This is a genomic window from Variovorax sp. Sphag1AA (genome assembly GCF_014192575.1).
Taxonomy (GTDB): domain Bacteria; phylum Pseudomonadota; class Gammaproteobacteria; order Burkholderiales; family Burkholderiaceae_C; genus Variovorax.
In genome coordinates, this window is sequence record NZ_JACHYC010000002.1 from 781,990 (window position 1) to 808,598 (window position 26,609).

24 protein-coding genes and 1 other RNA gene are annotated in these 26,609 nt (G+C 64.1%); 15 read left to right on the top strand and 10 right to left on the bottom strand.

The features are described 5' to 3' along the window. Positions 1-9: 9 nt before the first annotated feature. From FHW64_RS10265 to gyrA, 8 genes are all read right to left on the bottom strand, one after another. Positions 10-327, bottom strand: coding sequence for an integration host factor subunit beta (locus FHW64_RS10265; protein ID WP_184525647.1), 318 nt, complete (start codon positions 325-327; stop codon positions 10-12). A gap of 68 nt (positions 328-395) precedes the next feature. Continuing rightward, positions 396-2,084 (bottom strand): 30S ribosomal protein S1, encoded by a 1,689-nt coding sequence (gene rpsA / locus FHW64_RS10270; protein WP_184525649.1) that lies wholly within the window; start codon positions 2,082-2,084, stop codon positions 396-398. Positions 2,085-2,243: 159 nt separating this feature from the next. Next, on the bottom strand, positions 2,244-4,238 hold the full coding sequence (locus tag FHW64_RS10275; protein ID WP_184525651.1) for a bifunctional 3-phosphoshikimate 1-carboxyvinyltransferase/cytidylate kinase: 1,995 nt from the start codon (positions 4,236-4,238) through the stop codon (positions 2,244-2,246). Positions 4,239-4,254: 16 nt separating this feature from the next. Further along, entirely contained in the window at positions 4,255-5,133 is an 879-nt protein-coding gene (locus tag FHW64_RS10280) for a prephenate dehydrogenase/arogenate dehydrogenase family protein (RefSeq protein ID WP_184525653.1), read from the bottom strand. 11 nt (positions 5,134-5,144) lie between these two features. Then, positions 5,145-6,260, bottom strand: coding sequence for a prephenate dehydratase (pheA, locus tag FHW64_RS10285; protein WP_184525654.1), 1,116 nt, complete (start codon positions 6,258-6,260; stop codon positions 5,145-5,147). A gap of 20 nt (positions 6,261-6,280) precedes the next feature. Then, on the bottom strand, positions 6,281-7,402 hold the full coding sequence (gene serC, locus FHW64_RS10290; RefSeq protein WP_311733277.1) for a 3-phosphoserine/phosphohydroxythreonine transaminase: 1,122 nt from the start codon (positions 7,400-7,402) through the stop codon (positions 6,281-6,283). Further along, the gene (locus FHW64_RS10295; RefSeq protein WP_221210299.1) at positions 7,399-7,983 is read right to left on the bottom strand and encodes a DUF2059 domain-containing protein; all 585 of its coding nucleotides are present in this window, start codon (positions 7,981-7,983) and stop codon (positions 7,399-7,401) included. The genes serC and FHW64_RS10295 overlap by 4 nt, the downstream gene beginning before the upstream one ends. 5 nt (positions 7,984-7,988) lie before the next feature. Further along, positions 7,989-10,637: a DNA gyrase subunit A gene (gyrA, locus tag FHW64_RS10300; RefSeq protein WP_184525658.1), complete on the bottom strand. Its 2,649-nt coding sequence runs from the start codon at positions 10,635-10,637 to the stop codon at positions 7,989-7,991. A 224-nt stretch (positions 10,638-10,861) separates the two neighbouring features. Here gyrA and ompA point away from each other — a divergent pair, with 224 nt between their 5' ends. The 15 genes from ompA (at position 10,862) to ntrC (ending at position 25,323) form a co-directional block, all read left to right on the top strand. Next, positions 10,862-11,509, top strand: a complete 648-nt coding sequence (ompA, locus tag FHW64_RS10305) for an outer membrane protein OmpA (protein ID WP_184525660.1) — start codon at positions 10,862-10,864, stop codon at positions 11,507-11,509. Between the two features lie 99 nt (positions 11,510-11,608). Continuing rightward, a complete protein-coding gene (gene ubiG / locus FHW64_RS10310; protein WP_184525662.1) occupies positions 11,609-12,328 on the top strand; it encodes a bifunctional 2-polyprenyl-6-hydroxyphenol methylase/3-demethylubiquinol 3-O-methyltransferase UbiG in 720 nt (239 codons plus the stop codon). Beyond that, positions 12,328-12,996 (top strand): phosphoglycolate phosphatase, encoded by a 669-nt coding sequence (gene gph / locus FHW64_RS10315; RefSeq protein WP_184525664.1) that lies wholly within the window; start codon positions 12,328-12,330, stop codon positions 12,994-12,996. The genes ubiG and gph overlap by 1 nt, the downstream gene beginning before the upstream one ends. A 12-nt stretch (positions 12,997-13,008) precedes the next feature. Continuing rightward, positions 13,009-13,396, top strand: a transfer-messenger RNA (tmRNA) gene (ssrA, locus tag FHW64_RS10320). A gap of 51 nt (positions 13,397-13,447) precedes the next feature. Beyond that, positions 13,448-15,184 (top strand): gamma-glutamyltransferase, encoded by a 1,737-nt coding sequence (gene ggt / locus FHW64_RS10325; RefSeq protein ID WP_184525666.1) that lies wholly within the window; start codon positions 13,448-13,450, stop codon positions 15,182-15,184. Next, positions 15,184-15,942, top strand: a complete 759-nt coding sequence (locus FHW64_RS10330) for a pseudouridine synthase (protein WP_184525668.1) — start codon at positions 15,184-15,186, stop codon at positions 15,940-15,942. Before ggt ends, FHW64_RS10330 begins: the two co-directional genes overlap by 1 nt. 48 nt (positions 15,943-15,990) lie before the next feature. After that, positions 15,991-16,959: a YncE family protein gene (locus tag FHW64_RS10335; RefSeq protein WP_409350616.1), complete on the top strand. Its 969-nt coding sequence runs from the start codon at positions 15,991-15,993 to the stop codon at positions 16,957-16,959. Continuing rightward, positions 16,946-17,740, top strand: a complete 795-nt coding sequence (locus FHW64_RS10340; RefSeq protein ID WP_184525672.1) for a polysaccharide deacetylase family protein — start codon at positions 16,946-16,948, stop codon at positions 17,738-17,740. Before FHW64_RS10335 ends, FHW64_RS10340 begins: the two co-directional genes overlap by 14 nt. A 31-nt stretch (positions 17,741-17,771) precedes the next feature. Continuing rightward, the gene (locus FHW64_RS10345) at positions 17,772-18,743 is read left to right on the top strand and encodes a sterol desaturase family protein (RefSeq protein ID WP_184525674.1); all 972 of its coding nucleotides are present in this window, start codon (positions 17,772-17,774) and stop codon (positions 18,741-18,743) included. Between the two features lie 43 nt (positions 18,744-18,786). Then, positions 18,787-19,659 (top strand): EI24 domain-containing protein, encoded by an 873-nt coding sequence (locus FHW64_RS10350; protein ID WP_184525675.1) that lies wholly within the window; start codon positions 18,787-18,789, stop codon positions 19,657-19,659. Further along, complete coding sequence (locus tag FHW64_RS10355; RefSeq protein ID WP_184525677.1) at positions 19,656-20,456, top strand: molybdopterin-binding protein; 801 nt, start codon at positions 19,656-19,658, stop codon at positions 20,454-20,456. The genes FHW64_RS10350 and FHW64_RS10355 overlap by 4 nt, the downstream gene beginning before the upstream one ends. Before the next feature lie 147 nt (positions 20,457-20,603). Next, a complete protein-coding gene (glnA, locus tag FHW64_RS10360) occupies positions 20,604-22,019 on the top strand; it encodes a type I glutamate--ammonia ligase (protein ID WP_184525679.1) in 1,416 nt (471 codons plus the stop codon). Between the two features lie 142 nt (positions 22,020-22,161). Beyond that, on the top strand, positions 22,162-22,674 hold the full coding sequence (locus FHW64_RS10365; protein ID WP_184525681.1) for a hypothetical protein: 513 nt from the start codon (positions 22,162-22,164) through the stop codon (positions 22,672-22,674). Then, positions 22,674-23,750 carry a nitrogen regulation protein NR(II) gene (glnL, locus tag FHW64_RS10370; protein WP_184525683.1) on the top strand — a complete coding sequence of 359 codons (1,077 nt, stop codon included), beginning with the start codon at positions 22,674-22,676 and terminating at the stop codon, positions 23,748-23,750. The genes FHW64_RS10365 and glnL overlap by 1 nt, the downstream gene beginning before the upstream one ends. A 22-nt stretch (positions 23,751-23,772) precedes the next feature. After that, complete coding sequence (gene ntrC, locus FHW64_RS10375; protein ID WP_184525685.1) at positions 23,773-25,323, top strand: nitrogen regulation protein NR(I); 1,551 nt, start codon at positions 23,773-23,775, stop codon at positions 25,321-25,323. A 12-nt stretch (positions 25,324-25,335) separates the two neighbouring features. Here ntrC and FHW64_RS10380 read toward each other — a convergent pair whose 3' ends face one another. Beyond that, positions 25,336-25,830: a hypothetical protein gene (locus FHW64_RS10380; protein WP_184525687.1), complete on the bottom strand. Its 495-nt coding sequence runs from the start codon at positions 25,828-25,830 to the stop codon at positions 25,336-25,338. Next, a complete protein-coding gene (gene xth, locus FHW64_RS10385; RefSeq protein WP_184525689.1) occupies positions 25,827-26,606 on the bottom strand; it encodes an exodeoxyribonuclease III in 780 nt (259 codons plus the stop codon). Before xth ends, FHW64_RS10380 begins: the two co-directional genes overlap by 4 nt. Positions 26,607-26,609: the final 3 nt, after the last annotated feature.

Consider the following 26,609-nt stretch of genomic DNA (forward strand, 5'->3'; position numbering starts at 1 on the left):
TGCTGCGCTTTACGCGCGCCTTTTCTTCTCTGCGTCGAGTTCGACGCTCCGTGCATCGACCGCTTCGCGCAAGGCCTTGCCCGGCTTGAAGTGCGGCACCCGCTTCTCCGGAATCTGCACGCTTTCGCCCGACCTCGGATTGCGTCCGATGCGGGGAGGGCGGCGGTTCACGGTGAAGCTGCCGAACCCCCGGATCTCGATGCGGTGTCCGCGCACAAGCGCGTCGCTCATCGCGTCGAGGATGGTCTTGACGGCGTATTCGGCATCGCGATGCGTCAGCTGTGCAAAGCGTGCGGCGAGTTCTTCGACAAGATCAGAACGGGTCATGGCAGAAACGGTGAGGACGAAAAAAAGGACAGAGCGGCCCGAAGGCCTGCCCTGTCCCCGGACACAGCTTACTTGTCGCTGTTGCTGTCCAGCTTGGCGCGCAGCAGGGCGCCCAGGCTGGTCGTGCCGGCGTTTTCACGCGCAGCTTGCTGGCTCAGGTTGGCCATGGCTTCCTGTTGGTCGGCCATGTCCTTCTGCTTGATCGACAGCTGGATGTTGCGGGTCTTGCGATCCACATTGACCACCACGGCCGTGACTTCGTCGCCTTCCTTGAGCACGTTGCGAGCATCTTCCACGCGGTCGCGGGAGATTTCGCTGGCGCGCAGGTAGCCGACGATATCGTCACCGAGGTCGATCTCGGCGCCGCGCGGGTCAACGGTCTTGACCTTGCCGGTCACGATCTGGCCCTTGTCGTTCACGGTGGTGAACGTCGTGAACGGATCGCTGTCGAGCTGCTTGATGCCGAGGCTGATGCGCTCGCGGTCCACGTCGACGGCCAGCACGATCGCTTCGACTTCCTGGCCCTTCTTGTAGTTGCGGACGGCGGTTTCACCCGGCTCGTTCCACGACAGGTCGGACAGGTGGACGAGGCCGTCGATACCGGCAGCCAGACCCACGAACACGCCGAAGTCGGTGATCGACTTGATCGGGCCCTTGACGCGGTCGCCGCGCTTGGTGTTTTGCGCGAACTCTTGCCACGGGTTGGCCTTGCACTGCTTCATGCCGAGGCTGATGCGGCGCTTGTCTTCGTCGATTTCGAGGACCATGACTTCGACTTCGTCGCCCAGCGAGACGATCTTGTTCGGAGCGATGTTCTTGTTGGTCCAGTCCATCTCGGACACGTGCACCAGGCCTTCGATGCCCGGCTCGAGTTCGACGAACGCGCCGTAGTCGGCGATGTTCGTGACCTTGCCGAACAGGCGGGTGCCTTGCGGGTAGCGGCGCGAAACGCCCATCCACGGGTCGTCGCCCATCTGCTTGAGACCCAGCGACACACGGTTCTTCTCGGTGTCGAACTTGAGGATCTTGGCGGTGATTTCCTGACCGGCTTGCACCACTTCGCTCGGGTGGCGGACACGGCGCCATGCCATGTCGGTGATGTGCAGCAGGCCGTCGATGCCGCCGAGGTCGACGAACGCACCGTATTCGGTGATGTTCTTGACCACGCCGCGCACGATTGCGCCTTCCTTGAGCGTTTCCATCAGCTTGGCGCGCTCTTCGCCCATGCTGGCTTCGACCACGGCGCGGCGCGAGAGCACCACGTTGTTGCGCTTGCGGTCGAGCTTGATGACCTTGAACTCGAGGGTCTTGTTCTCGTAGGGGGTCAGGTCCTTGATCGGACGGGTGTCGATCAGCGAACCCGGCAGGAAGGCGCGGATGCCGTTGACGAGCACCGTGAGGCCACCCTTGACCTTGCCGCTCGTCGTACCGGTGACGAAGTCGCCGGATTCGAGGGCCTTCTCGAGCGCGAGCCACGAAGCGAGGCGCTTGGCGGTATCGCGCGAGAGGATCGTGTCGCCGTAGCCGTTTTCGACGCTGCCGATGGCAACGGAGACGAAATCGCCGGCCTGGACTTCGAGTTCACCCTTGTCGTTCTTGAACTCCTCGATCGGCACGTAGGCTTCGGACTTGAGGCCTGCGTTGACCACGACGTGGTTGTGTTCGACACGCACGACTTCGGCGGTGATGACCTCACCGGCGCGCATTTCGGAGCGCTTCAGGGATTCTTCGAATAGGTCGGCAAAAGATTCAGACATTGTGTGTTCCTTCCGTCACGCAGGGTTTGCAGACGCACCATTGCGGCTGGCTTGGGTCTGGAGACGGCGGTTGTTTGGGCTTGAGGCCCGGTTGAGGTTGAACAACCAGCAGGCCGGTGCGCTGACGCGCGGCGGGGACCTGCTGGACCGAAACGCCGGTCAAGAAGCCTTGAACGGCTGTATTTCCTGCCACCAGTGCAACACCTGACCGACCGATTGCTCGACCGTTTGATGGGAGTTGTCCAGGAGGCGGGCGTCCTGCGCTGGCTTCAAGGGCGCGACGCTGCGGGAAGAATCCCGGAGATCACGTGCCTCCAAATCGGCGCGAAGACTGTCAAGTGTAGTCGAAATTCCCTTTGAAATCAATTGCTTATGGCGTCGTTCGGCCCGGTGGGCGGCGCTCGCCGTCAGGAAGACCTTGAGCTTTGAATCGGGAAAGATCACGGTGCCCATGTCCCGGCCATCGGCAACGAGTCCGGGCAGCTTGCGGAAGCTTCTCTGCAGGTCGACGAGAGCGGTGCGCACCGCCGGCAGCGTCGACACGCGCGATGCATCCATGCCCGCGGTTTCAGTGCGGATGGCGTCGCTGACATCCTCGCCGGCAAGCAGCACCTTGCCTTCGCTGAAGCTCAGCGGCAACGCGGCGGCAATCTGCGCGATCCGGGCTTCGTGCTCCGTGTCCGGTGTCAGACCGGCCCGCCGCATCGCGAGGCCTGTCACGCGGTAGAGCGAACCCGAGTCCAGGTAGTCGTAGCCGAGCCGACGCGCGACTTCGATCGTCAGGGTGCCTTTGCCCGAGGCGGTGGGGCCGTCGACGCAGATCACGGGAATCTCCCCCGCCTGCGCTACCGAAAACAGCGTTTCAAAGTACTCGGGGAAGGTTTTCGCGACGCAGTTCGGCTCGAGGATGCGCACCGGTTGGCCGTCCGGATTGAAGGCTGCGAGCGAGAAGCACATGGCGACCCGGTGGTCGTCGTAGGTCCGAATGCTTGCCGGCCGCCACGCGCCAGCGGGCAGCGGATGGACGCGAATGAAATCCGGCCCGGCTTCGACGGTCGCCCCCAGCTTGCCGAGCTCGTTCGCCATGGCGTCGATGCGGTCGGTCTCCTTGACGCGCCAGCTCGCGATGTTGCGCAGCGTGCTTGGCCCGTCGGCATAAAGCGCCATCACGGCCAGCGTCATCGCGGCGTCCGGAATGTGGTTGGCATCGATGTCGATGGCCTTCAGCGGCCACGCGTCGCGGGAAATGAAAAGCCAGTTGGGGCCGCTGTCGATGCGCGCACCCATCTGCCGTGCGGCTTCGACGAAGCGGATGTCGCCCTGGATCGATCCGGCACCGACGCCTTCGATCCGGATGCCCGTGCCGTTCGCGATAGCGCCGAGCGCGATGAAATAGCTGGCGGACGAGGCGTCGGCCTCGACGTGGATCTCGCCCGGCGAGCGGTAGTGGCTGCCGGCCGGGATCGTGAACCGCTGCCAACCATCGCGTCGCACCTCGATGCCGAAGCGCGCGAGCAGGTTGAGCGTGATCTCGATATAGGGCTTGGAGATCAGCTCGCCGACCACGTCGATCGCGATGTCACGGCGGGCGGCGAGCGGCAACGCCAGCAGCAGGGCGGTAAGAAACTGACTCGACACGTCGCCACGCACGCGGATCGGCGCGTCGAGCTGAAGGGTGTCGATCGAGACCGGGTGGATCGCCAGTGGCGGATAGCCGGGGTTGCCGAGGTAGTCGATGCGGCAGCCGAGTTGGGTCAGTGCATCAACCAGGTCGCCGATCGGCCGCTCGTGCATGCGTGGCACGCCCTTGAGCTCGAATTCGCCGCCGAATAGCGCGAGCGCCGCGGTCAACGGGCGCATGGCCGTGCCTGCATTGCCGAGGAACAGCGACGCTTTGGTGGTCCGCAGCGCGCCACCAAGGCCTTCGAGCTTCACTGTCGTGCCCTGGCGCTCGATGGTGCAGCCGAGGGCCGTCAGGGCGTCAAGCATGACACGCGTGTCGTCCGAGTCCAGCAAGTCGTGGATCGTCGTGGTGCCGCTCGCGAGTGCGGCCAGCAGCAGCACGCGGTTGGAAATGCTCTTCGATCCAGGTAGTTGGACGGTGCCGGAGGCACCGGTGAGCGCGGGAATATCCAGAAATGGCGTGGCGTACATGTTCAGTTCGCGGGCCTCATTCGGGCGAGCCCATGGCGCCGGGCTGCCACTCGCTTCGCAGCTTGCTCACGGACGCAATGGCGTTTTCGAGCGCTTGCGCGTCACTGGAGGCCAGCAGTGCCTCGAATTGCCGCAGCGATTCCCGGAAGGCCTGGGATTGAAGCAGGACCTTCTCCCGGTTGGCCAGGAGGACGTCGCGCCACATGACCGGGTCGCTCGCCGCGATGCGTGTGAAGTCGCGGAATCCGGGTCCGGCCATGTCCAGAAAGCGCTCGCCCTGCGGCTGCGTGGCGATGCCGCTCGTGAAGGCAAAGGCGATGAGATGCGGGAGGTGGCTGACGGCGGCGAAGGTGGTGTCGTGCTCGTCGGGCGTCATGGTGCTGACCTTCGCACCGATGCCGCTCCAGACCTGCGTTGCGCGCTGGACGTTGGAGCGCAATGTGGTCTTGATCGGTGTGAGCACGACCTGCCTGCCGGTATAGAGACCCGCATCGGCGTGTTCGACGCCGGCGACCTCTTTCCCGGCGATTGGATGGGCAGGCACGAAAGACGCGAGTTGATCCTGCAGACCGCGGCGAGCGGCCTCGATCACGTCGCCCTTGGTCGAGCCGACGTCCATCACGAGCATCTGTTCGGTGATGCCGTGGCGGATCGCCTTGAACGTCTGTTCGGATGCGCCCACGGGCACGGCGATCAGCACCAGGTCGGCGCCCGACACTGCGAGCAGGGCGGACGGCGCTGCGACATCGATCACGCCAAGCTGCTTCGCGCGCTCCGTCGTCGAAGGCGACTTGCTGTAGCCGACGACTCGCTTCACCAGCTTCGCCCGCTTGAGCGCGAGCGCGAACGAGCCACCCATGAGGCCGCAGCCGATCAGGCCCAGTTGTTCAAACATCGTCCTTGGCCTCAGGAATTGACCGGGTAGGCGCCGATGACCTTGTAGAACGCGCAGAGCTTGCGCAGTTCGGTCAGCGCGGCCGCAACGTTGGGTTGGGTGGGGTGGCCGTCGAGGTCGATGTAGAAGTAGTACTCCCACTGGCCGGTCCGCGCGGGCCGCGATTCGAACCGGGTCATCGAGACGTTGTTGGTCTTCAGCGGCACCAGCAGGTCATGCACGGCACCGGGCCTGTTGGGCACCGAGACGACCAGGCTCGTGCAATCCTTGCCCGTTGCCGGCGGCATGGCCAGGGTCTGCGGCAGGCAGATGACGGCGAAGCGGGTGCGGTTGTAGGAGTCGTCCTGGATCGCGTGCGAGACGATGTGGAGGCCGAAGCGCGTTGCGGCGCGTTCGCTCGCAAGTCCCGCCCAGGCCGGATTGCCGGCGGCAAGCCTGGCGCCTTCGGCGTTGCTCGAAACCGCCCGGCGCTCTGCGTTGGGTAGATGCTTGGAAAGCCAAGTCTGGCATTGGGCGAGGGCCTGCGGGTGCGCCAGGACGGCCTCGATGCCTTCCAGCGAATTGGTGGTGCGCAGGAGGTGGTGGCGCACGAGGAGACTGACTTCGCCGACCACATGGGTGGGCGAGTGCAGGAAGAGGTCCAGCGAACGGGCGACCACGCCCTCCGTGGAGTTCTCGACCCCGACGACGCCGTACTGGGCGCTGCCGGCGGCCGTTGCGTGGAACACCTCGTCGAAGCTGGCGCAGTAGATCAGGTCGGCGGCGCCGCCGAAGTACTCGATCGCGGCTTGCTCGCAGAAGGTGCCCTCGGGGCCCAACACCGCGACTCGTTGGGGCGACTCCAGTGCCAGGCAAGCCGACATGATCTCGCGCCAGATGGCGGCGACGTGCTGCGACTTGAGCGGACCCTGATTGGTCTGCTGCATCTTCTCGATCACCTGGGCGACGCGATCGGGACGGAAATAGGGGGTGCCCTCGCGCTTCTTGACCTCGCCGACCTGTTCGGCGACGTGGGCGCGCCGGTTCAGGAGGTCGAGAAGCTGCTGGTCGAGCGAGTCGATCTGCACGCGCAGATCGGCGAGGGAGGCGTTGTCAGGGTGCTGGGGCTGTGGGGCGGGTGCGGTCATCGGTCGGGTGCGCATGCCGTCTAGGCATGCGACCGCTCGAATTCTCGCATGTAGCTCACCAGTGCCTGCACGCCTGCCAGCGGCATCGCGTTGTAGATGCTGGCGCGCATACCGCCCACGGATTTGTGACCCTTGAGCTGCAACAAGCCGGCATCGCGTGCGCCCGTGAGGAAGGCGTCGTTGCGACTCTCGTCGCGCAGGAAGAACGGCACGTTCATCCTCGAGCGGCAGGAAGGGTCGACGTTGTTGACGTAGAAGGACGAAGCGTCGATGAAGTCGTACAGCAGACGCGACTTCGCGATGTTCCGTGCCTCCATCGCGGCGATGCCCGTGTGATCGCCCTCGGTCTGCTCCCGCAGCCATTGGAAAGTCAGCCCGGCGATGTAGATACCCCAGGTTGGAGGCGTGTTGTACATCGAGCGGTTGTCCGCGACCGTCTTGTAGTTGAAGGCACTCGGGCAGATGTCGAGTGCGTAGCCCAGCAGGTCGTCACGGACGATCACGATCGTCAGGCCGGCCGGTCCCAGGTTCTTTTGTGCGCCGCCGAAGGCGAGCCCGACGCGGTTCCAGTCGACCGGGCGCGAGGCCACGTGCGACGAGAAATCGAGAACCAGGGGGGCCTTGCAACCTAGCGCTGCAAGATCCGGCAGTTCCTGGAACTCGACGCCGTTGATGGTCTCGTTCGAGCAAACGTGCGCGTACGACGCATCGGCGGAAAGCCGCCAGGACGCGGGATCGGGAAGCCGCGTGTGCTGGTCGTCCGCATTGGTGGCGGCGATGTTCGCTTTGCAGTACCGCTGGGCCTCTTTATAGGACTTGGTGCTCCAGCTGCCCGTGATGATGAAATCCGCGCGGGTCCCGCGCGAGAGGTTCATCGGGACGATCGCGTTTTCGCCGAGCCCGCCGCCCTGCATGAACAGGATGTGGAAGTTCTCCGGTACCGCGAGGAGAAAGCGCAGATCCGCCTCGGCTTGCGTGGAGATCGCGCCGAATTCCTTGCCGCGATGGCTCATTTCCATCACGCCCATGCCACTGCCCTGCCAGTCGAGCATTTCCGAGGCGGCGCGTTGCAGCACCGCGTCCGGCATAGCGGCCGGACCGGCAGAGAAGTTAAAGGGGCGCGGACTCGTCGGCCGCGTCACTTCTTGGCGGGCGCCTTTGCGGGCGCGGCCTTCGGTGCCGCCGCGCCACCGCCGGCCTGCGGATTGGTCGGTGCGCCGAGTGCCTTGGCGACGCTGCTGTCGAGCGCAACCATCTTTGGCTCAATCGTTGCGCGTGTCTCGGCAACCAGCTTCTCGGTGAGCGCTTGCTGCAGCTTCGGATTGAGGTCCTGGTACTTCTTGCTCAGCGGCGAGCTGATCCAGGCCAGGAGCTGCTTCAGCTCGTCTTCGCTGAAGTTCTGTTCCATGATCGGGCCCAGAGCGCCCGGTGCGAGTTGCACTGCCTTGTCCCGCACGATCGGGTAGGCGTCATCGTAATACTTCTTGAGTTCGGCATCGGCCGCCTTTGCGGCTGCTTCGCGCTTCTCGGCCGGAACCTGCGTCTGCAGGTACTGCGAGCCGGCCGCCGCGATCGGGGCGCTCGACTGCTCGACCAGGCCGCGCGCCAGGGATTCGATGCCGGGGCGCTGCAGATCGATGAACTGCTTCACGAGCGCGGCCTTGTCCTGGGCCATGGCAAGCGAGCTACCGGCGAGCGCGACCGTCAGGATCGCGAGTTTCATTTTTTTCACTGAGGATTCTCCGTTGAAGATGTTGAGGAAGTGTCGTCGGCGCCGGAGTCGTTCTCGACGTTCGCGTCATTCTCGACGATGCGCTGCAGCCCGCTGAGCTTGGCGCCTTCGTCGAGTCCGATCAGCGTGACGCCTTGCGTCGCGCGACCGAGTTCGCGAATCTCGGCGACTCGGGTGCGCACCAGCACACCCTTGTCGGTGATGAGCATGATCTCGTCGTCGGTGTGGACGAGAGTCGCCGCAACCACCTTGCCGTTACGTTCACTTTGCTGAATGGCGATCATGCCCTTGGTTCCGCGGCCATGGCGGGTGTACTCGGTAATGCTTGTCCTTTTTCCGTAACCGTTTTCGGTGGCGGTGAGGACGCTTTGCTGCTCATCCTCAGCGACGAGCATCGCGATCACGCCTTGGCCATCCTCGAGGGTCATTCCGCGCACGCCGCGGGCGTTGCGGCCCATGGGGCGAACGTCGTTTTCGTCGAAGCGCACAGCCTTCCCGCCATCGGAGAACAGCATGACGTCGTGCGCCCCATCGGTCAGCGCGGCGCCGATCAGGTAATCGCCGGGATCGAGGTCGACCGCGATGATGCCGGCCTTGCGCGGATTGCTGAATTCGTCGAGCGCCGTCTTCTTCACGGTGCCCATGGACGTCGCCATGAACACGAACTGGTTGGCGGGGAAAGTGCGCTTCTCGCCGGTGAGCGGCAGGACGACGTTGATCTTTTCGCCTTCCTGCAGCGGGAACATGTTGACGATCGGGCGACCGCGAGCGCCGCGTGAGCCGGCGGGCACCTCCCACACCTTGAGCCAGTAGAGGCGACCGCGGTTCGAGAAGCACAGGATGTAGTCGTGCGTGTTCGCGATGAAGAGCTGGTCGATCCAGTCGTCTTCCTTGGTCGTCGTCGCCTGCTTGCCGCGTCCGCCGCGCTTCTGGGCGCGGTACTCGCCCAGCGGCTGGCTCTTGATGTAGCCGCCATGGGACAGGGTGACGACCATGTCGGTCGGCGTGATCAGGTCCTCGGTCGAGAGGTCGAAGGCGCTGTGCTCGATCTGGCTGCGTCGGGCGCCGAGCTTGCTCTGGCCGAATTCCTGCTTGATGGAGGTCAGCTCATCGCCAATGATGATCGATACGCGCTCAGGCTTGGCGAGGATGTCGAGCAGATCGTCGATCTCTGCCATGACTTCCTTGTATTCGGCGACGATCTTGTCCTGCTCGAGACCGGTCAGGCGCTGGAGGCGCATCTGCAGGATTTCCTGCGCCTGTGTGTCCGACAGCCTGTAGAGGCCGTTGGAGGCCAGGCCGAATTCGCGGTCCAGGCCGTCCGGCCGATAGTCGTCGGCGTTGACCACGCCGCCGTCGGCGCGCGTACGGGTGAGCATCTCGCGCACGAGCTTGCTGTCCCAGGCGCGAGTCATGAGTTCCGCCTTCGCGACCGGCGGGGTCGGCGCATTGCGGATGATCGCGATGAATTCGTCGATGTTGGCCAGGGCGACTGCGAGGCCTTCGAGCACGTGACCGCGTTCGCGTGCCTTGCGCAGCGTGAAGATGGTGCGCCGCGTCACGACCTCGCGGCGGTGCTGCAGGAAGACCTCGATCAGGTCCTTCAGGTTGCACAGCTTGGGCTGGCCGTCGACCAGCGCCACCATGTTGATGCCGAAGGTGTCTTGCAGCTGCGTCTGCTTATAGAGATTGTTCAGCACCACCTCGGGCACTTCGCCGCGCTTGAGCTCGATCACCAGGCGCATGCCCGACTTGTCGGATTCGTCCTGGATGTGGCTGATGCCCTCGATCTTCTTCTCGTGCACGAGCTCGGCCATGCGCTCCTGCAGCGTCTTCTTGTTGACCTGGTAGGGCAGCTCGTCGACGATGATCGCCTGCCGCTGGCCGCGGTCGATCTCCTCGAAGTGGCACTTGGCCCGCATCACGACCTTGCCGCGGCCGGTGCGGTAGCCCTCCTTGATGCCGTTGATGCCGTAGATGATCCCGGCGGTCGGGAAGTCCGGGGCCGGAACGATCTCCATCAGGTCGTCGATGCCGGCGTCGGGGTGGCGCAGCAGGTGGAGGCAGGCGTCCACGACCTCGTTCAGGTTGTGCGGGGGAATATTGGTCGCCATGCCGACGGCGATACCGCCAGCTCCATTGACCAGAAGATTCGGCAGTTTGCTCGGTAATACCAAAGGCTCTTTTTCAGAGCCGTCGTAATTCGGACCGAAATCGACAGTTTCCTTGTCAATATCGGCGAGCATTTCGTGCGCAATTTTCGCCAGACGGATCTCGGTATATCGCATGGCTGCCGCCATATCGCCATCCACTGATCCGAAATTGCCTTGTCCGTCAACTAGCATGTGGCGCATCGAGAAGTTCTGCGCCAATCGGACGATCGTGTCGTAGACGGACTGATCACCGTGCGGGTGATACTTACCGATCACGTCACCCACAATACGCGCCGATTTCTTATATGGGCGGTTCCAGTCGTTGTTGAGTTCGTGCATCGCATACAACACGCGGCGATGCACCGGCTTGAGGCCGTCCCGGGCGTCGGGAAGGGCGCGCCCGACGATCACGCTCATGGCGTAATCGAGGTAGCTGCGACGCATTTCCTCTTCGAGGCTGATGGGGAGGGTTTCTTTGGCGAACGAGGTCATGAACGGCGGTCTGACGGCAAGGAGGCGAAATTTTACGCTGTGGGCGGTGTCGCACCGCCGCAACACAAGGCCGGTATTCCGCCTCCGTCCTACGCTTCGGGGGCGTCTGGCGGCCTGTTTGCGAAAGACCCTATGGCACAATCGCCTCAACGTTTTGGGTGGTGGTCACTTAAAGCGTCCTTGATTCGCAGCGCGGCTGCGGCTTTTTCCCCAAGAGGAGAACCATGAAGAAACTGAATAAAGTGGCGATGATGTTTGCAGTCGCTGCGCTCGCCACTGCCGCCGGCGCGCAGAACCGTGTCACCGCCGCGAACGGTGGTCCGGTGATCGACAACTGGCAAAACGGCACCGGCGAACTGGTTTGGAAGAACGGCACCAATGAACTCTGCTGGCGCGATGCCAGCTGGACGCCGGCTACCGCCGCCGCTGGTTGCGATGGCGCTCTGGTTCCGCCGGCACCGGCTGCTGCAGCTCCCGCTCCCGCTCCGGCACCGGTTCCCCCGGCTGTCGCTGCTTCGAAGGTGACCTTCGCTGCTGACGCCTTCTTCGACTTCGACAAGTACGTCCTCAAGCCGGAAGGCCGCGCCAAGCTGGACGACCTCGTTTCGAAGATCAAGGACGTGAACCTCGAAGTGATCATCGCGGTTGGCCACACCGACTGGATCGGCACGAAGGAATACAACCAGAAGCTGTCGGTTCGCCGTGCTGAGGCCGTCAAGGCCTACCTGGTCTCGAAGGGCATCGAAAAGAACCGCGTGTACACCGAAGGCAAGGGCAAGACCCAGCCGATCGCTGACAACCGCACCGCCGAAGGCCGCGCGAAGAACCGCCGCGTGGAAATCGAAGTGGTGGGTACCCGCCCCAACAAGTGATTCGTCCGAATCGCTGATGAAACCCCGCCTCGGCGGGGTTTTTTTATGCCTGTGCGTCCCGCGCAATGCCCTGAATTCGACCCGATTCATAATCAGCACATGACCGATACCGTGAATGCCGATCCCGCCGAGCTGGCCAAATTTTCAGAGCTGGCACACCGTTGGTGGGATGTCGAAAGCGAATTCAGACCTCTGCACGAAATTAACCCGCTGCGACTCGAGTGGATCGACGGCATAGCGCCGATTGCGGGGCGCAAGGTGCTCGACGTCGGCTGCGGCGGCGGGATTCTGGCGGACTCGATGGCGCGAAAGGGTGCCGAGGTCCTGGGCATCGATCTGGCCGACAAGGCGCTCAAGGTCGCACAGCTTCACGCGCTGGAAGCCGGCACGCGGGGGGTGAAGTACCGAGCCGTCAGCGCCGAGGCGCTTGCTGCGGAGCAACCCGGGAGCTTTGACGTCGTCACCTGCATGGAGATGCTCGAGCACGTGCCTCAACCGGCGTCGGTTGTCAAGGCTTGCGCGGATTTGGTCAAGCCGGGAGGGTGGGTGTTCTTCTCGACCATCCATCGCAACCTCAAGTCGTTCCTGTTCGCGATCGTCGGCGCCGAATACGTGCTTGGTCTTCTGCCGCGAGGAACGCACGAATACCAGAAGCTGATCCGCCCGAGTGAGCTCGCCGCGTACTGCCGGGCTGCCGGGCTCGACCTTCGTCAGACTCGCGGTATGGAGCACAACCCGATCACGCGGCGCTACTGGCTGAGCGGCGACACCAGCGTGAACTACATGATCGCCACCCAAAAACCGGTGCTGGTGCAGTGATGGGCGGACGAAATACCCGAGCTGTCCTTTTCGACCTGGACGGCACGCTGATCGACAGCGCCCCCGATCTCGGCGCGGCTGCAGATCAGATGCGCGTCTCTCGCGGGCTTTCATCGCTGCCGATCGAGCGTTACCGCCCGATGGCCGGATCTGGTGCGCGGGGCATGCTGGGCATTGCCTTCGGAATCACCCCGGATGCACCTGAATTTGTCACCTTGCGCGAGGAGTTCTTTCTCAACTACGAGGCGAGGATGCTGCGCAATACGCAGGTCTTTTCCGGTGTTGCCGAACTCGTCGAGGCGCTGCGCGAACGAGGCCTGCAGTGGGGCGTGGTGACCAACAAGTCGGTTCGCTTCACCGATCCGCTCACGCGCGCGATTCCGTTGTTCGGCACAGCGGGCGCGATCATCAGCGGGGATACGACGCCCTATTCGAAGCCGCATCCTGAGCCGCTTTTCGAAGCTGCCCGGCGACTTGGCGTGGCGCCTGAAGCTTGCGTCTATGTCGGTGATGACGAGCGCGACATCCTGGCGGGTCGTGCGGCGGGCATGAAGACGATCGCCGCCACCTACGGATACATGGGCGAGCAGGCGGAAGTCGCGCGGTGGGACGCCGACGCAGCGATCGCGTCGCCCCTGGAGCTCTTGCAACTACTCGATCAGCCCTAAAATGCGTCGCTTGGGGCTGCACTGGTTTCGACGTGGGTTCGGAATCGCAGCGGGGCATGTCGAGCTGAATGCGCTCGTTAAACAGATTCAAATAAACTAACTGCAAACGACGAACGTTTCGCACTCGCTGCTTAATTGCCAGTGAGCTTTGCAACAGCACGCCGATGGGCTGGGCAAGGGGGTGAAGGAGCAATCCGACACCTCCCGGCTGCAAAGTTAATCTACATCGGCTGGCCTTGATCCGGGTACCTTGGGTCAAGGCGAGAACCAAGGGTACTGGCGGCCGGTGTAGCGTGCGACTGCGCGACACCGGTTGCGAGACTTAAATCAGACCGCTAAACATGTAGATCTGCGCGAAGAAGGCTTACGGACGGGGGTTCAAATCCCCCCAGCTCCACCACTCAATGCAACCGGCGCCTATGGATGACCATCGGCGCCGGTCCTTTTTGACATGAGACAACTTCGATGGAGCCCCGCGCTCCGCAAGGCGGTCAGCGCCGTTCTCGTTCTGGCTGCCGCTGCGCATGCAGATGCCGCTTCGCAGGCGCCGGTCGCCGCCGAAAACGGCATGGTTGTAAGTGCGCAGCATCTTGCTTCCAGAGTGGGAGTCGATGTTCTCAAGCGTGGTGGCAACGCCATCGATTCGGCGGTCGCGGTGGGCTATGCGCTGGCTGTGGTCTATCCGGCCGCAGGCAATCTCGGCGGCGGTGGCTTCATGACCATCCAACTCGCCGATGGACGCAAGACCTTCCTGGACTTCCGCGAGAAAGCGCCGCTGGCGGCAACGCCCAACATGTTTCTCGACAAGGACGGCAACGTCGTCCAGAACCTCAGCACTGTGGGCCATCTTGCGGTTGGTGTACCGGGAACCGTCTCGGGGCTCGAGTTAGCGCGCGAGAAGTACGGGACCATGGGGCGAGGTGCGCTGATTGCGCCCGCGATCGCGCTCGCCGAGAAAGGCTTCGTGCTCGACCAAAGCGATGTCGACACCCTGTCGACCGCTACTGACGATTTCCGAAACGACCCTGCTTCCGCAGCCATCTTCCTGAACAAGGGCGAGCCCTTTGCCGTCGGCCAGACACTGGTCCAGAAGGACTTGGCGAGAACGCTCAGGGCAGTGGCTCGCAACGGCGTGGATGGTTTCTACAAGGGCCCGGTAAGCGCGGCAATCGCGGCTTCGAGCAAGGCGGGCAACGGGCTCATCACGCAGGCCGACCTCGATCAGTACAGCACCCGCGAACTCGCACCGGTCGAATGCGACTACCGCGGCTACCACGTGGTCTCGGCGCCGCCGCCGAGTTCGGGCGGGGTGGTGCTCTGCGAGATGCTCAACATCCTCGAGGGCTATCCGCTCAAGGAGCTGGGATTCCGTTCGGCCCAGGCGGTGCACTACCAGATAGAGGCGATGCGCCATGCGTATGCCGACCGCAACAGCTATCTTGGCGACCCCGATTTCGTCAGCAATCCCGTGCGCCGATTGATCGACAAGAGCTATGCCAGCGACATCCGCGCGGCCATCGATCCAGCTAAGGCCGGGGTCTCGGAGGAGATCAGACCGGGTGTTCCCCCGCACGAGGGAACCAACACCACGCACTATTCGATCGTCGATCGCTTCGGCAACGCCGTATCGGTGACCTACACCCTCAACGACTGGTTCGGCGCCAAGGTCACCGCGGGCGGCACCGGCGTGCTGCTCAACAACGAGATGGATGACTTCACCTCGAAGGTCGGCGCGCCGAACATGTATGGGCTGGTGCAGGGACAAGCCAATGCCATCGCGCCGGGCAAGCGACCGCTGAGCTCGATGACCCCGACGATCCTGACAAAGGACGACAAGCCGGTCTTCGTCGTCGGAACGCCTGGGGGCAGCCGCATCACGACGGTGGTCCTGCACGCGATCCTCAATGTCGTCGACTACGGCATGAACGCCCAAGAGGCGCTCGACGCACCGCGCTTCCACCAGCAGTGGCTGCCCGACGTGACGGAAGTGGAGAACTTCGCCCTGTCGCCGGACACGCGCAAGATCCTGGTCGACATGGGACACAAGCTGGGTCCACCGCAGCCGCCCAACCATGCGGAGGCGATCATCGTGGGCGCACCCACGCTGGGCGGCGAGCCGGTCGGCAACAAGCGGTTCTATGGCGCGGATGATCCGCGCCGAAACAAGGGACTGGCCCTGGGGTACTGATGCACATCGACGAAATCCTTTACACGCAGGGCTTCGGGACGCGCCGGGTGTGCGCCGGGCTGATCCAGCAGGGGTATGTCGTCGTGGACGGCACGGCGGTCACGGACCCCGCCGAGGAATTCGAGACCGCCGGGCTCCGATTCACCGTCCAGGGGACCGAGTGGGCGTACCACGAGAAGGCCTACGTGATGCTGCACAAGCCGGCCGGTACCGAGTGCTCGCAGAAGCCGTCGACCTATCCGAGCATCTACACCCTGCTGCCTCCGCCGCTGCGCCAGCGGCCGAACAAGGGTGCTGTGCAGGGTGTGCAGGCGATCGGCCGCCTGGACCAGGACACGACAGGCCTGCTGCTCCTGACCGACGACGGCCAGTTCATCCACCGCATGGGGTCGCCGAGGCACCATGTGCCGAAGGTCTACGAAGTGACGACGAAGCATCCGATCGACGCGAAGCAGGTGGAACGCCTGCTCGCCGGCGTGGTGCTCGACGACGATCCGAAGCCTGTGCGCGCCGCGGCCTGCGAGATCGCCGGGACTCATCACCTGAGCCTGACGCTCACCGAAGGCAAGTACCACCAGGTCAAGCGCATGCTGGCCGCCGTGGGAAATCGCGTCGAGGCGCTGCACCGCTCGCGGATCGGCGGGTTGACGCTCCCGGAGGACTTGGCGCCGGGTCAATGGCGCTGGCTTGACTTGGCTCAAGTCGAGGCCCTGCGAAACGCGCGCGCAAGTCAGCCAGCAGCAGGGGTCGATCGTTAAACTCCGAACTCTTCTTTCGGAAATTTCCCCTTGCGTCTCACTTCCCATCTGACAGGCCGCCTTGCGGCCTTTTTGTTTGCTTGTGCGACGCTCGCGTCGCATGCCGCGGAGGCACCTCCCGTCTTCGTGCTGAACTCCCTCGATGCCACGGTGAGCGTGATCGATCCCGCCTCCTGGACCGAGAAGGTTCGCATCCCGACCGGCAAGGAGCCGCACCACCTCTATCTGTCCCCGGACGAGACGTCGCTGATCGTCGCGAACTCGGCTGGTGATTCGCTGACCTTCCTGAACCCGCGGACGGCCGAAGTGCAGCGCGTGGTCTACGGGATCATCGACCCCTACCACCTGCGCTTCTCGCCCGACATGAAGTGGTTCGTCACCGCGGGCAACCGCCTGAACCACGTCGATGTCTACCGCTGGGACGGCAAGGAGCCCAAGCTCGTCAAGCGCATCCCGACCGGCAAGACGCCGAGCCACATCTGGATCGACCCGCGCAGCACCACCGCCTACGTGACGATGCAGGACAGCGATGAGCTGATCGCCGTGGACCTTGCGACGCAGTCCATCCGCTGGCGGATGCCCACCGGCCCGATGCCGGCCGACATCTACGGCATCCATGACGGCAAGACCCTCCTGGTGGGCCTGACCGGCAGCGATGGTGTCCAGGTGTTCGACGTCGCGGGGCCTCAGCCCAAGCTGGTCGGCAAGCTGCCAACGGGCAAGGGCGCGCACGCGTTCCGGTCTGCGGGCGACGGGCGCAGCGTGTTCGTCAGCAACCGCGTGGCCAACACGATCAGCCGCATCGACATCGCAACCCTCAAGGTCACCGACACCTACGCGGTGCCCGGCGGTCCTGACTGCATGGACGTTTCCGCCGACGGCAAGACGCTGTACGTGACCTCGCGCTGGGCGAAGAAGCTCACCGTGGTCGATCTCGTCGGCAACAAGGTGCTGCGGCAGGTGAACGTCGGGCGCTCGCCGCACGGCGTCTGGACCCTCGACCATGCAAAGTCGTAAGCGCGCATTCGGCGCGTTGCTGCTGGCGACTTCGCTTGCCGGCAATGCGGTGGCAGAGGGCACCTGCAGCAAGCCCGTCTACCTCACTTTCGACACCGGGCATATGGGCATCGCTCCACTCGTGGCGGACGTGCTCAAGCGGCAGGACGTGCGCGTCACCTTCTTCGCCGCGGCCGAGCGCACCGAGACCGGTGGCGACAGCCTCGACACGCACTGGGCACCGTGGTGGAAGGCGAGGGCGGCCGAGGGGCACGAATTCGCTTCCCACACCTACGACCACGCGTACTGGCGCGGCGATCTGAAGGGCATCGAGCCGCGCTTTCGCATCAAGCCCACCGCCGGCGCCTTTGCCGGACGTGAATTCACGTGGGACGCAAAGCAGTACTGCGAGAACATCACGAAAGCCGCCGACCGGCTCGCGTTCGTCACCGGCAAGAAGCCGCTGCCGCTGTTCCGCGCGCCCGGCGGCAAGACCTCGCCGAAGCTGCTGCAGGCCGCGAAGAGCTGCGGCTACGAATACGTCGGCTGGGCGCCCGCCGGCTTTCTCGGCGACGAGTTGCCGAGCGAGAAATACAGCAACGAGAAGCTGCTCCAGCAGGCGCTCGACACCATCCAGCCCGGCGACATCCTGCTCGCGCACCTCGGCATCTGGTCGCGCAAGGACCCCTGGGCGCCGGCCGACCTGGAGCCGCTGATCGTCGGCCTCAAGGCCAAGGGCTTCTGCTTCCAGACGCTTCGGCAGCATCCTGCCTACCGCGATTGGATCGCGGCGCATTCCTGAACCATCGCGACTGAAATCGGATCGCACGGCGATGGAGTGGCTCACCGATCAATTCTCGGCATTGCAGCAGTGGCTGTTCGAGGCCGCCGTGCAGCCGTTCGTCTATGCGATCGGCCTTGGCGGCTGGGTCGAAGATGCCTTCGACGCCACCGGCTGGCTGCTGGTCGGGCTGATCCAGATCGCGGTGCTGGTTGCGGTGATCGGGCCGATGCAGCGCTGGAAGCCGGTGGAACCTGTGGTCGACCGGCCCGCCATCCGCACCGACATCATCTACACCCTGATCCACCGGCTGGGCCTGTTCCGCCTCGCGATGTTCTTTGCGGTGACGCCGTTTTTCGACGACCTGCTCGGCATGGTCCGCGGGGCCGGCTGGGGAACGATGCACCTGGACTCGCTCTTGCCCGGCGTGACCGACATTCCCTGGGTCGCCTTCGCGATGTACCTGGTGGTGATCGACTTCGTCGAGTACCTCATCCATCGCGGGCAACACCACTTCAACTGGTGGTGGGCACTGCATTCGCTGCATCACTCTCAGCGACAGATGACGATGTGGAGCGACAACCGCAACCACCTGCTCGACGACCTGATCCACGACGCGATCATCGTCATCGTCGCGCAGCTGATCGGCGTCGCGCCGGGGCAGTTCATCGCGATCGTGGCGTTCACCCAGCTCAGCGAAAGCCTGCAACACGCGAACCTGCGCCTGAGCTTCGGCAAGCTGGGCGAGCGACTCTGGATCAGCCCGCGCTTTCATCGCGTGCACCACAGCATCGGCATCGGCCACGAATCGGATGGGCCGCGCACGCTCGGCGGCCACAATTTCGGCGTGCTGCTGCCGTGGTGGGACATGCTGTTCCGTACCTCGAACTTCGATGAGCGCTACGACGCGACGGGCATTCGCGACCAGGTCGAGCCCGACGCGCAGGGCCGCGTGAGGGACTATGGCCGGGGCTTCTGGTCACAGCAGTGGCTGGGCCTCAAGCGCCTGGCCGGCCGGGGCTGAAGCGCGCTTTCGCTTCACGCGCTGGCGTTATCCTCTGGCCCCCATGCGACTTCTTCTCGATTCGTTCTGGCGCGCGGTCGCCTACTGCATGCACCCCAAGGTGATCGTGCTGTCGTTCCTGCCGCTCGGGTTGATGGTCGTCATCTCGGCGGTGCTCGGCTACTTCTACTGGGACGCATCGGTCGCGTGGATGCGACAGGCGCTGGATGCATGGCCCCTGCTTTCGGGCGTCTGGGCGTGGATCGGTGGCATCTTCTCCAGCGACGTGAAGGCGATCCTCGCGCCGCTGCTCGTGGTGCTGGCTGTCACGCCGCTGATCGTGGTCGTGTCGTTGCTGATCGTGGCCGGATTCATGGCGCCGGCGCTGACCCGCCTGGTCGCCGAGCGGAGATTCCCGGAGCTTGAGCATAAGAAGGGTGCGTCCTTCATCGGCAGCGCGGCCCGCTCGCTCGGATTGACCATTCTTGCGATGCTCGCGCTCGTGGTGTCGATGCCGCTGTGGCTCATTCCGCCGCTGGTCCTGATCCTTCCGCCACTGATCTGGGGCTGGCTGACCTATCGGGTGATGAGTTTCGATGCGCTGGCCGAGCACGCCACCGCCGAGGAGCGCAACGCGCTCCTGCGCGCCCACCGCCTGCAGCTGCTGGCAATCGGCGTGCTGTGCGGTTATCTCGGCGCGGCGCCGAGCATCGTCTGGGCATCGGGCCTGCTGTTCGCGGCTGCGTTCTTCGTGCTCGCGCCGATGGCCATCTGGATCTACACGCTGGTGTTTGCGTTTTCCGCGCTCTGGTTCGCCCACTACTGCCTCGACGCGCTCGCAAGACTGCGCCTGCAGCAGGCGGCCGCGGCGGTCGCGCCACCGGCTATCGACATGGCGGATGCGAAGGCCGCCGCAAGCCAATGGAGCGCACCATGAGCCGGTCATTCGGTCTGATCGTCGTCGGCGACGAAATCCTGTCGGGCAAGCGCCTGGACAAGCACATGCCCAAGGTCATCGAGTTGCTCGCTGCCCGCGGGCTGCAACTCGCCTGGACGGAGTATGTCGGCGATGTCCCGGCGCGCATCACCGGCGCGCTCGCGCGCGCTTTCGCGTCGGGCGATATCGTGTTCTCCACCGGCGGCATCGGCGCGACGCCCGACGATCACACGCGCCAATGTGCTGCCGCGGCGCTGGGCGTCCCGCTGGCGCTGCACCCCGAGGCCGAAGTGCTGATCCGCGAACGCATGCAGGATACGGCGCGGGAGCAGGGGGTGCCTTACGAACCCGACCGCCCCGATAACGTGCATCGCCTCAACATGGGCGTGTTCCCGCTGGGCGCGAAGATCATCCGCAATCCGTACAACAAGATTCCCGGCTTCAGCGTCGGCGACGTGCATTTCGTGCCGGGCTTCCCGGTCATGGCCTGGCCGATGATCGAGTCGGTGCTCGACGAGCGCTACGCCAACCTCTTCGAACTCGGGCGTTCCGTCGAGAAATCGGTGGTCGTCTTCGGCTCCATGGAGGCGACGCTGACGCCGCTGATGGAAGCCATCGAGCGCGAGCATCCGGGCATCAAGGTGTTCAGCCTGCCGAGCGTGGACCACCCCCAGCACGGCCGGCACATCGAGCTTGGCGTCAAGGGTGACGCCGACAAGATCGATGCCGCCTATGCGCAGCTTCTCCAGGGCTTGCACAGCTTTGATGCGCGCCTTGGCCCCGAATTGGTGCGATGACTATTCGCGCACCAATTTGGTTACAACTTGCATGTTCCTGCCTGTGCATGAGTGCACCAAAGGCTCCTGTGCGCCAGTGACAATGGCACAGAAACTGCATTCCTCGTCCCCCGTAATACCAACCACCATCCAAACCAGGAGAACCTGATGGCAAAGACCGTCGCCGATGTACTCAAACTCGTGAAGGAAAACGAGGTCAAGTTCGTCGACTTCCGCTTCACCGACACCCGCGGCAAGGAACAGCACGTGACCGTGCCGGTTTCGCACTTCGATGAAGACAAGTTCAACTCGGGCCACGCCTTCGATGGTTCGTCGATCGCCGGTTGGAAGGGCATCGAAGCCTCGGACATGCTGCTCATGCCCGATCCGAACACCGCGAACATCGATCCGTTCTTCGAAGAAACGACGATGATCCTGACCTGCGACGTGGTCGACCCCACCGACGGCAAGCCCTACGAGCGCGATCCCCGCTCGCTGGCCAAGCGCGCAGAAGCCTACATGAAGGCATCGGGTCTCGGCGACACCGCATTCTTCGGACCGGAACCTGAGTTCTTCGTATTCGACAGCGTGCGCTGGAAGAACGACATGTCGGGCTGCTTCGTCAAGATCGACTCCGAAGAAGCCTCCTGGAACACCGACAAGGAATACGAGCACGGCAACACCGGCCACCGTCCCGCAGTCAAGGGCGGCTACTTCCCGGTTCCCCCGGTCGACAGCTTCCAGGACATGCGCTCGGAAATGTGCCTGGTGCTCGAATCGCTCGGCATCCCGGTTGAAGTGCATCACCACGAAGTGGCCAACGCCGGCCAGATGGAACTCGGCACCAAGTTCAGCACGCTCATCCAGCGCGCCGACTGGGTCCAGCTCCAGAAGTACGTGATCCACAACGTCGCACACGCCTACGGCAAGACCGCTACCTTCATGCCCAAGCCCATCGTTGGCGACAACGGCTCCGGCATGCACGTGCACCAGTCGGTCTGGAAGGACGGCAAGAACCTGTTCGCTGGTGACGGCTACGCCGGCCTGAGCGAATTCGCTCTGTTCTACATCGGCGGCATCATCAAGCACGCCCGCGCCCTCAACGCCATCACGAACCCCGGCACCAACAGCTACAAGCGCCTGGTTCCCGGCTTCGAAGCCCCGGTCAAGCTGGCTTACTCGGCCAAGAACCGCTCGGCATCGATCCGCATCCCGTTCGTGGCCAACCCGAAGGGCCGCCGCGTCGAGGCACGCTTCCCCGATCCGATGATGAACCCGTACCTCGGCTTCGCCGCGATGCTGATGGCTGGTCTCGACGGCGTGGAAAACAAGATCCACCCGGGCGAAGCTGCGAGCAAGGACCTCTACCATCTGCCGCCGGAAGAAGACGCGCTCATCCCGACCGTCTGCCACAGCCTCGACCAGGCGCTCGACTACCTCGACAAGGACCGCGCGTTCCTGACCAAGGGTGGCGTGTTCACCGACGCCTACATCGATGCCTACATCGAACTCAAGATGCAGGAAGTCACGCGCTTCCGCATGGCCACTCACCCTGTCGAGTTCGACATGTACTACTCGCTGTGATCGGTCGCCGGCTTGCGCCGGCGTTCCGAAAGCGTTGAAAAGGACGGCACTTGCCGTCCTTTTTTCTTAGGTAGGAACGCACGGATCGCACGGGCATCGAATTGCATCAAAATGTCCGGCTGAGCGCACTCCATCGACGACCATGAAGACTCTTTCCGCTTTCCTGCTGGCCACCGTTGCATTCGGCGGCCTCAACATGCAAGCCAGTGCGCAGGAACGCGTCTGGCGCTGCGGCAACGAATACACCAACAACGCCACGGTCGCGCAGCAGCGCGGCTGCAAGATCATGGAAGGCGGCAACGTCACCGTGGTGCAGGGTACGCGGCCCGTGGCGTCCGCGGCCTCGTCGAGCGGCGCGGCCGCTGCGCGGTCGCCGGCAGGCAGCCCGCGTGTCGACGGTGCCGACCAGCGCGCGCGTGACGGCGAAGCGCGTTCCGTCCTCGAATCCGAGCTGAAGAAGGCGCAGGACAGGCAGGCGCAGCTTCTCAAGGACTACAACAACGGCGAGCCCGAAAAGCAGGGCAGCGAATCCAAGAACTACCAGAAGTACCTGGATCGTGTGGCTGACATGAAGGCCGAGATCGACCGCAACCAGAGCGACATCGACGGCATCCAGCGCGAAATCGGCCGGCTGCCTCCCGCAGCCAATCGTTGATGGCTTTTGGCAAACCGGCGGGCCCCGGCAAACGCTTCCAGGCCTTCGACCTGCTCTCCACGCTGATCGCCGTCGTACGCACCGACGGGTCGGTTCTTTTTGCCAACTCGGGCCTCGAAGACGCGCTTGGCACCTCGCGCCGGACGCTCGAAGGCTCGCAGTTCGGGGCCTGCTTCCATGAGCCCCAGGTGCTGCGCACGGCCATCGAAGGCGCAAGCAGCAACGACTTCGCGACGCTCCGCTACGAAGCGATGCTGCGGCGAGTCAACCATGAGCTGATGCCGGTGCAGGTGACGATCGCGCAAAGCGACAAGGCAGGCGAGCTCATCATCGAGTTGTCGCCGCTCGAACAGCAGGTGCGTCAGGATCGCGAAGAGCGCCTGCTCGACCAGGCGCAGGCGAATAAGGAACTCATCCGCAATCTCGCGCACGAGATCAAGAACCCGCTCGGCGGCATTCGCGGCGCGGCCCAGTTGCTGCAGATGGAGGTCGAGTCGCGCGACCTCGTCGAATACACGCAGGTCATCATTCACGAAGCCGACCGCCTGCAGACGCTGGTCGACCGCCTGCTCGCGCCACACCGCCGGCCGCATGTGGTGGGCGACGTCAACATCCACGAAGTGTGCGAGCGCGTGCGCTCCGTGATCCTTGCGGAGTTTCCGCGTGACCTACACATTGAACGTGACTTCGATGTGTCGATCCCCGAGTTCCGCGGCGACCGTGAGCAACTCATCCAGGCGACGCTCAACATCGTTCACAACGCGGCGCAGGCACTCGCAGAACGGCGCGCAGCAGGCGACGCGCAGATCACGCTCAAGACGCGTGTTGCCCGCCAGGTCATCTTCAACAAGCAGTGGTATCGACTGGCACTGGAATTGCATGTCATCGACAATGGTCCGGGCGTGCCGGACTCGATCAAGGACCGAATCTTCTATCCGCTCGTATCGGGTAGGGAAGGCGGGACAGGCCTGGGATTGACGCTTGCGCAGACCTTCGTGCAGCAGCATCACGGCGTGATCGAGTGCGACAGTGTTCCGGGCCGGACCGATTTCAAGATACTGATACCGCTGCCCTAGCAGCCACGCAACAAGGAGCTGCATGAAGCCGATCTGGATAGTGGATGACGATCAATCAATCCGCTTCGTGCTGGAAAAAGCGCTGCTGCGCGAAGACCTGCCGACCCGTAGCTTCACCAATACGCGCGAGGTCCTTGCCGCACTCGAAGCGGCAGCCGACGACGAACTGCAGGGCCCCCAGGTCCTGGTGAGCGACATCCGCATGCCGGGTGGTTCAGGGCTCGATCTGCTCGACAAGATCAAGGCCAAGCACCCGGGACTGCCGGTCATCATCATGACCGCCTTCTCTGACCTCGACAGCGCCGTCTCGGCGTTTCAGGGCGGTGCTTTCGAATACCTTCCGAAGCCTTTCGATTTGCCGCGCGCGGTAGAACTGATCCGCCGCGCCGTCGACGAAAGCCAGCGCGAAGAGGTGGCTGAGGAACGCATGGCGGCCACGCCGGAGATGCTCGGCCAGGCGCCTGCGATGCAGGACGTCTTCCGCGCCATCGGCCGTCTGTCGCAGAGCAACGTCACGGTGCTGATCACCGGTGAATCGGGCTCGGGCAAAGAACTCGTCGCGCGCGCACTGCACAAGCATTCACCGCGTGCCAACGGGCCTTTCGTCGCGATCAACACCGCCGCCATTCCAAAGGACCTGCTGGAGAGCGAACTCTTCGGCCATGAGCGCGGCGCCTTCACCGGCGCACAGACCATGCGGCGCGGCCGCTTCGAACAGGCCGAGGGCGGCACGCTCTTCCTCGACGAAATCGGCGACATGCCGTTCGACCTCCAGACGCGACTGCTGCGCGTCCTGAGCGACGGGCATTTCTATCGCGTCGGCGGCCACAACTCGGTCAAGGCCAACGTGCGCGTGATCGCGGCGACCCATCAGGACCTGGAACTGCGCGTCAAGCAGGGCGGTTTCCGCGAAGACCTTTTCCACCGCCTCAACGTGATCCGCCTGCGCCTGCCCGCATTGCGCGAGCGCAGCGAAGACGTGCCCGCGCTCACGCGCCACTTCCTGCAGCAGAGTGCGAAGCAACTGGGCGTCGAGCCCAAGCGCATTTCCGATGCGGCACTTGCGCAACTGGCGGCGTTCAACTTCCCGGGCAACGTGCGTCAACTGGAGAACATCTGCCATTGGCTCACCGTCATGGCGCCGGCGCAGTTGATCGAGGCCAAGGATCTGCCGCCCGAAGTGACGTCGAATGCAGCCACGCCCGTGTCCCTCGCGTCGCCAGTGGTGCCGCAGGTCCCGGCTGCCGAGCACGATTCGTCGTCCACGGCGGCGGTGCCGGTTGCGGCAGCCGCACCGACTTCGATGCCTGCCGTTCAACCCGCTGCGCCTGCAGCCCCAACCAGCGTTCCGGTCTCCACGGCCTCGTGGGAAAGCGGGCTCGAGCTGGAAGCGCAGAGCATGCTCGCCGCCGGGCGGACCGATGTGTGGGACGCACTCTCGCGCCGCTTCGAGTCGCGGCTGATCCTCACCGCGCTCGCGAACACGCGCGGCCGCCGGATCGAGGCCGCGCAGAAGCTCGGCATCGGCCGCAACACCATCACGCGGAAGATCCAGGAATTGGGTCTGGAGTAGTAGCCGCCGGCTTCAGCGGCTGCGCTGGCCTTGCGTCAGCGTATCGAGCTGGAACTGGCCGCTCCTGTCCCACAGCCAGGTGTCGACATAGGTATGGGCGCCGATCTTGCCCGGGTTGGGCAGCGGCGACGCCTGCTTGATCAGGTCCGCAATCATCGGCGGCACTTCCGGCGCATGGCTCGGCGTACGACTGAAGTGCACGCCGGTGACCTTGCCGGTCGCGTCGATGTCGGTCTCCGTCACGACCACCGCATACACGAGCGGCGGAATCTTGCCCTTGTAGATGCGCTTCGGATACGTCTTGTAGATGTGCTGCGCGCCCAGCTTGCGATAGGTACGCACCGCAGGCGTCTGGGCGGTGATCGTCCGGCCGGTGGTTTCCTGCACCGGTGCGCTCGGTGTGGCCGCTTCCTTGGCTGCCTCGCTCTCGCGCTCCTTCTGCAGCGCCGAACAGCCGGCAAGGCCGACAGCAGCCGCAAGAAGCGCAAGGGCGAGAGCGTGTGTCATGGCGCGAGGTCGAGGATCACCGGTGCATGGTCACTGGGCTTATCCCATTTGCGTGGCACACGGTCAATCACGCAGCCCTTGACGCGCGGCACGAGCGGCTCGCTCACGAGGATGTGGTCGATGCGCAGCCCGCGGTTCTTCTGGTAGCCCAGCATGCGGTAGTCCCACCACGAGTAGCTCTTCTCGGGCTGCTCGAATAGGCGGAAGCTGTCGGTCAGGCCCAGCTTGAGCAGGTCCTTGAAGTGACTGCGTTCCTCGGTGGTGTGATGGATCGTCTCGGCCAGACCCACCGGGTCGAAGCTGTCGCGGTCTTCCGGCGTGATGTTGAAGTCGCCGAGCAGAACGAGATTCGGATGCGCCACGAGTTCCTGCCGCAGCCAGTCGCGCAGCGCCTCGAGCCACTTCATCTTGTAGGCGAACTTGTCGGTCCCCGGCGCCTGGCCGTTCACGAAATAGCCATTGACCACGCGCAGCTCCCCGGAGGGCGTGTCGAGCGTCGTGCTGATCACGCGCGAATGCTCATCGGTGAACCCGACGATGTTCTTCACCACGTTGCGTGTCGGCGCGAGGCTGAGGATCGCAACACCGTTGTAGGTCTTCTGCCCGAACACCGCGGCCTCGTAGCCTGCGGACTTCAGCACCTCCAGCGGGAACTTGTCGTCGCTCATCTTGAGCTCCTGCAGGCACAACACGTCGACGGGATTGGCGATCAGCCAGTCGAGCACATGCTGCAGGCGGGCGGTGAGGGAGTTGACGTTCCAGGTGGCAATTTTCATGGG

What these genes read in the sequence shown, in the direction of transcription:
- pheA (WP_184525654.1), bottom strand. Translation starts at nt 6,260, where the DNA reads ATGACCGCACCCGCCCCACAGCCCCAGCACCCTGACAACGCCTCCCTC.
- rpsA (WP_184525649.1), bottom strand. Translation starts at nt 2,084, where the DNA reads ATGTCTGAATCTTTTGCCGACCTATTCGAAGAATCCCTGAAGCGCTCC.
- ompA (WP_184525660.1), top strand. Translation starts at nt 10,862, where the DNA reads ATGAAGAAACTGAATAAAGTGGCGATGATGTTTGCAGTCGCTGCGCTC.
- FHW64_RS10345 (WP_184525674.1), top strand. Translation starts at nt 17,772, where the DNA reads ATGGAGTGGCTCACCGATCAATTCTCGGCATTGCAGCAGTGGCTGTTC.
- FHW64_RS10295 (WP_221210299.1), bottom strand. Translation starts at nt 7,983, where the DNA reads ATGAAACTCGCGATCCTGACGGTCGCGCTCGCCGGTAGCTCGCTTGCC.
- xth (WP_184525689.1), bottom strand. Translation starts at nt 26,606, where the DNA reads ATGAAAATTGCCACCTGGAACGTCAACTCCCTCACCGCCCGCCTGCAG.
- FHW64_RS10355 (WP_184525677.1), top strand. Translation starts at nt 19,656, where the DNA reads ATGAGCCGGTCATTCGGTCTGATCGTCGTCGGCGACGAAATCCTGTCG.
- FHW64_RS10380 (WP_184525687.1), bottom strand. Translation starts at nt 25,830, where the DNA reads ATGACACACGCTCTCGCCCTTGCGCTTCTTGCGGCTGCTGTCGGCCTT.
- ntrC (WP_184525685.1), top strand. Translation starts at nt 23,773, where the DNA reads ATGAAGCCGATCTGGATAGTGGATGACGATCAATCAATCCGCTTCGTG.
- FHW64_RS10265 (WP_184525647.1), bottom strand. Translation starts at nt 327, where the DNA reads ATGACCCGTTCTGATCTTGTCGAAGAACTCGCCGCACGCTTTGCACAG.
- FHW64_RS10340 (WP_184525672.1), top strand. Translation starts at nt 16,946, where the DNA reads ATGCAAAGTCGTAAGCGCGCATTCGGCGCGTTGCTGCTGGCGACTTCG.
- FHW64_RS10280 (WP_184525653.1), bottom strand. Translation starts at nt 5,133, where the DNA reads ATGTTTGAACAACTGGGCCTGATCGGCTGCGGCCTCATGGGTGGCTCG.
- FHW64_RS10365 (WP_184525681.1), top strand. Translation starts at nt 22,162, where the DNA reads ATGAAGACTCTTTCCGCTTTCCTGCTGGCCACCGTTGCATTCGGCGGC.
- glnL (WP_184525683.1), top strand. Translation starts at nt 22,674, where the DNA reads ATGGCTTTTGGCAAACCGGCGGGCCCCGGCAAACGCTTCCAGGCCTTC.
- FHW64_RS10330 (WP_184525668.1), top strand. Translation starts at nt 15,184, where the DNA reads ATGCACATCGACGAAATCCTTTACACGCAGGGCTTCGGGACGCGCCGG.
- gph (WP_184525664.1), top strand. Translation starts at nt 12,328, where the DNA reads ATGGGCGGACGAAATACCCGAGCTGTCCTTTTCGACCTGGACGGCACG.
- glnA (WP_184525679.1), top strand. Translation starts at nt 20,604, where the DNA reads ATGGCAAAGACCGTCGCCGATGTACTCAAACTCGTGAAGGAAAACGAG.
- ubiG (WP_184525662.1), top strand. Translation starts at nt 11,609, where the DNA reads ATGACCGATACCGTGAATGCCGATCCCGCCGAGCTGGCCAAATTTTCA.
- ggt (WP_184525666.1), top strand. Translation starts at nt 13,448, where the DNA reads ATGAGACAACTTCGATGGAGCCCCGCGCTCCGCAAGGCGGTCAGCGCC.
- FHW64_RS10275 (WP_184525651.1), bottom strand. Translation starts at nt 4,238, where the DNA reads ATGTACGCCACGCCATTTCTGGATATTCCCGCGCTCACCGGTGCCTCC.
- gyrA (WP_184525658.1), bottom strand. Translation starts at nt 10,637, where the DNA reads ATGACCTCGTTCGCCAAAGAAACCCTCCCCATCAGCCTCGAAGAGGAA.
- FHW64_RS10350 (WP_184525675.1), top strand. Translation starts at nt 18,787, where the DNA reads ATGCGACTTCTTCTCGATTCGTTCTGGCGCGCGGTCGCCTACTGCATG.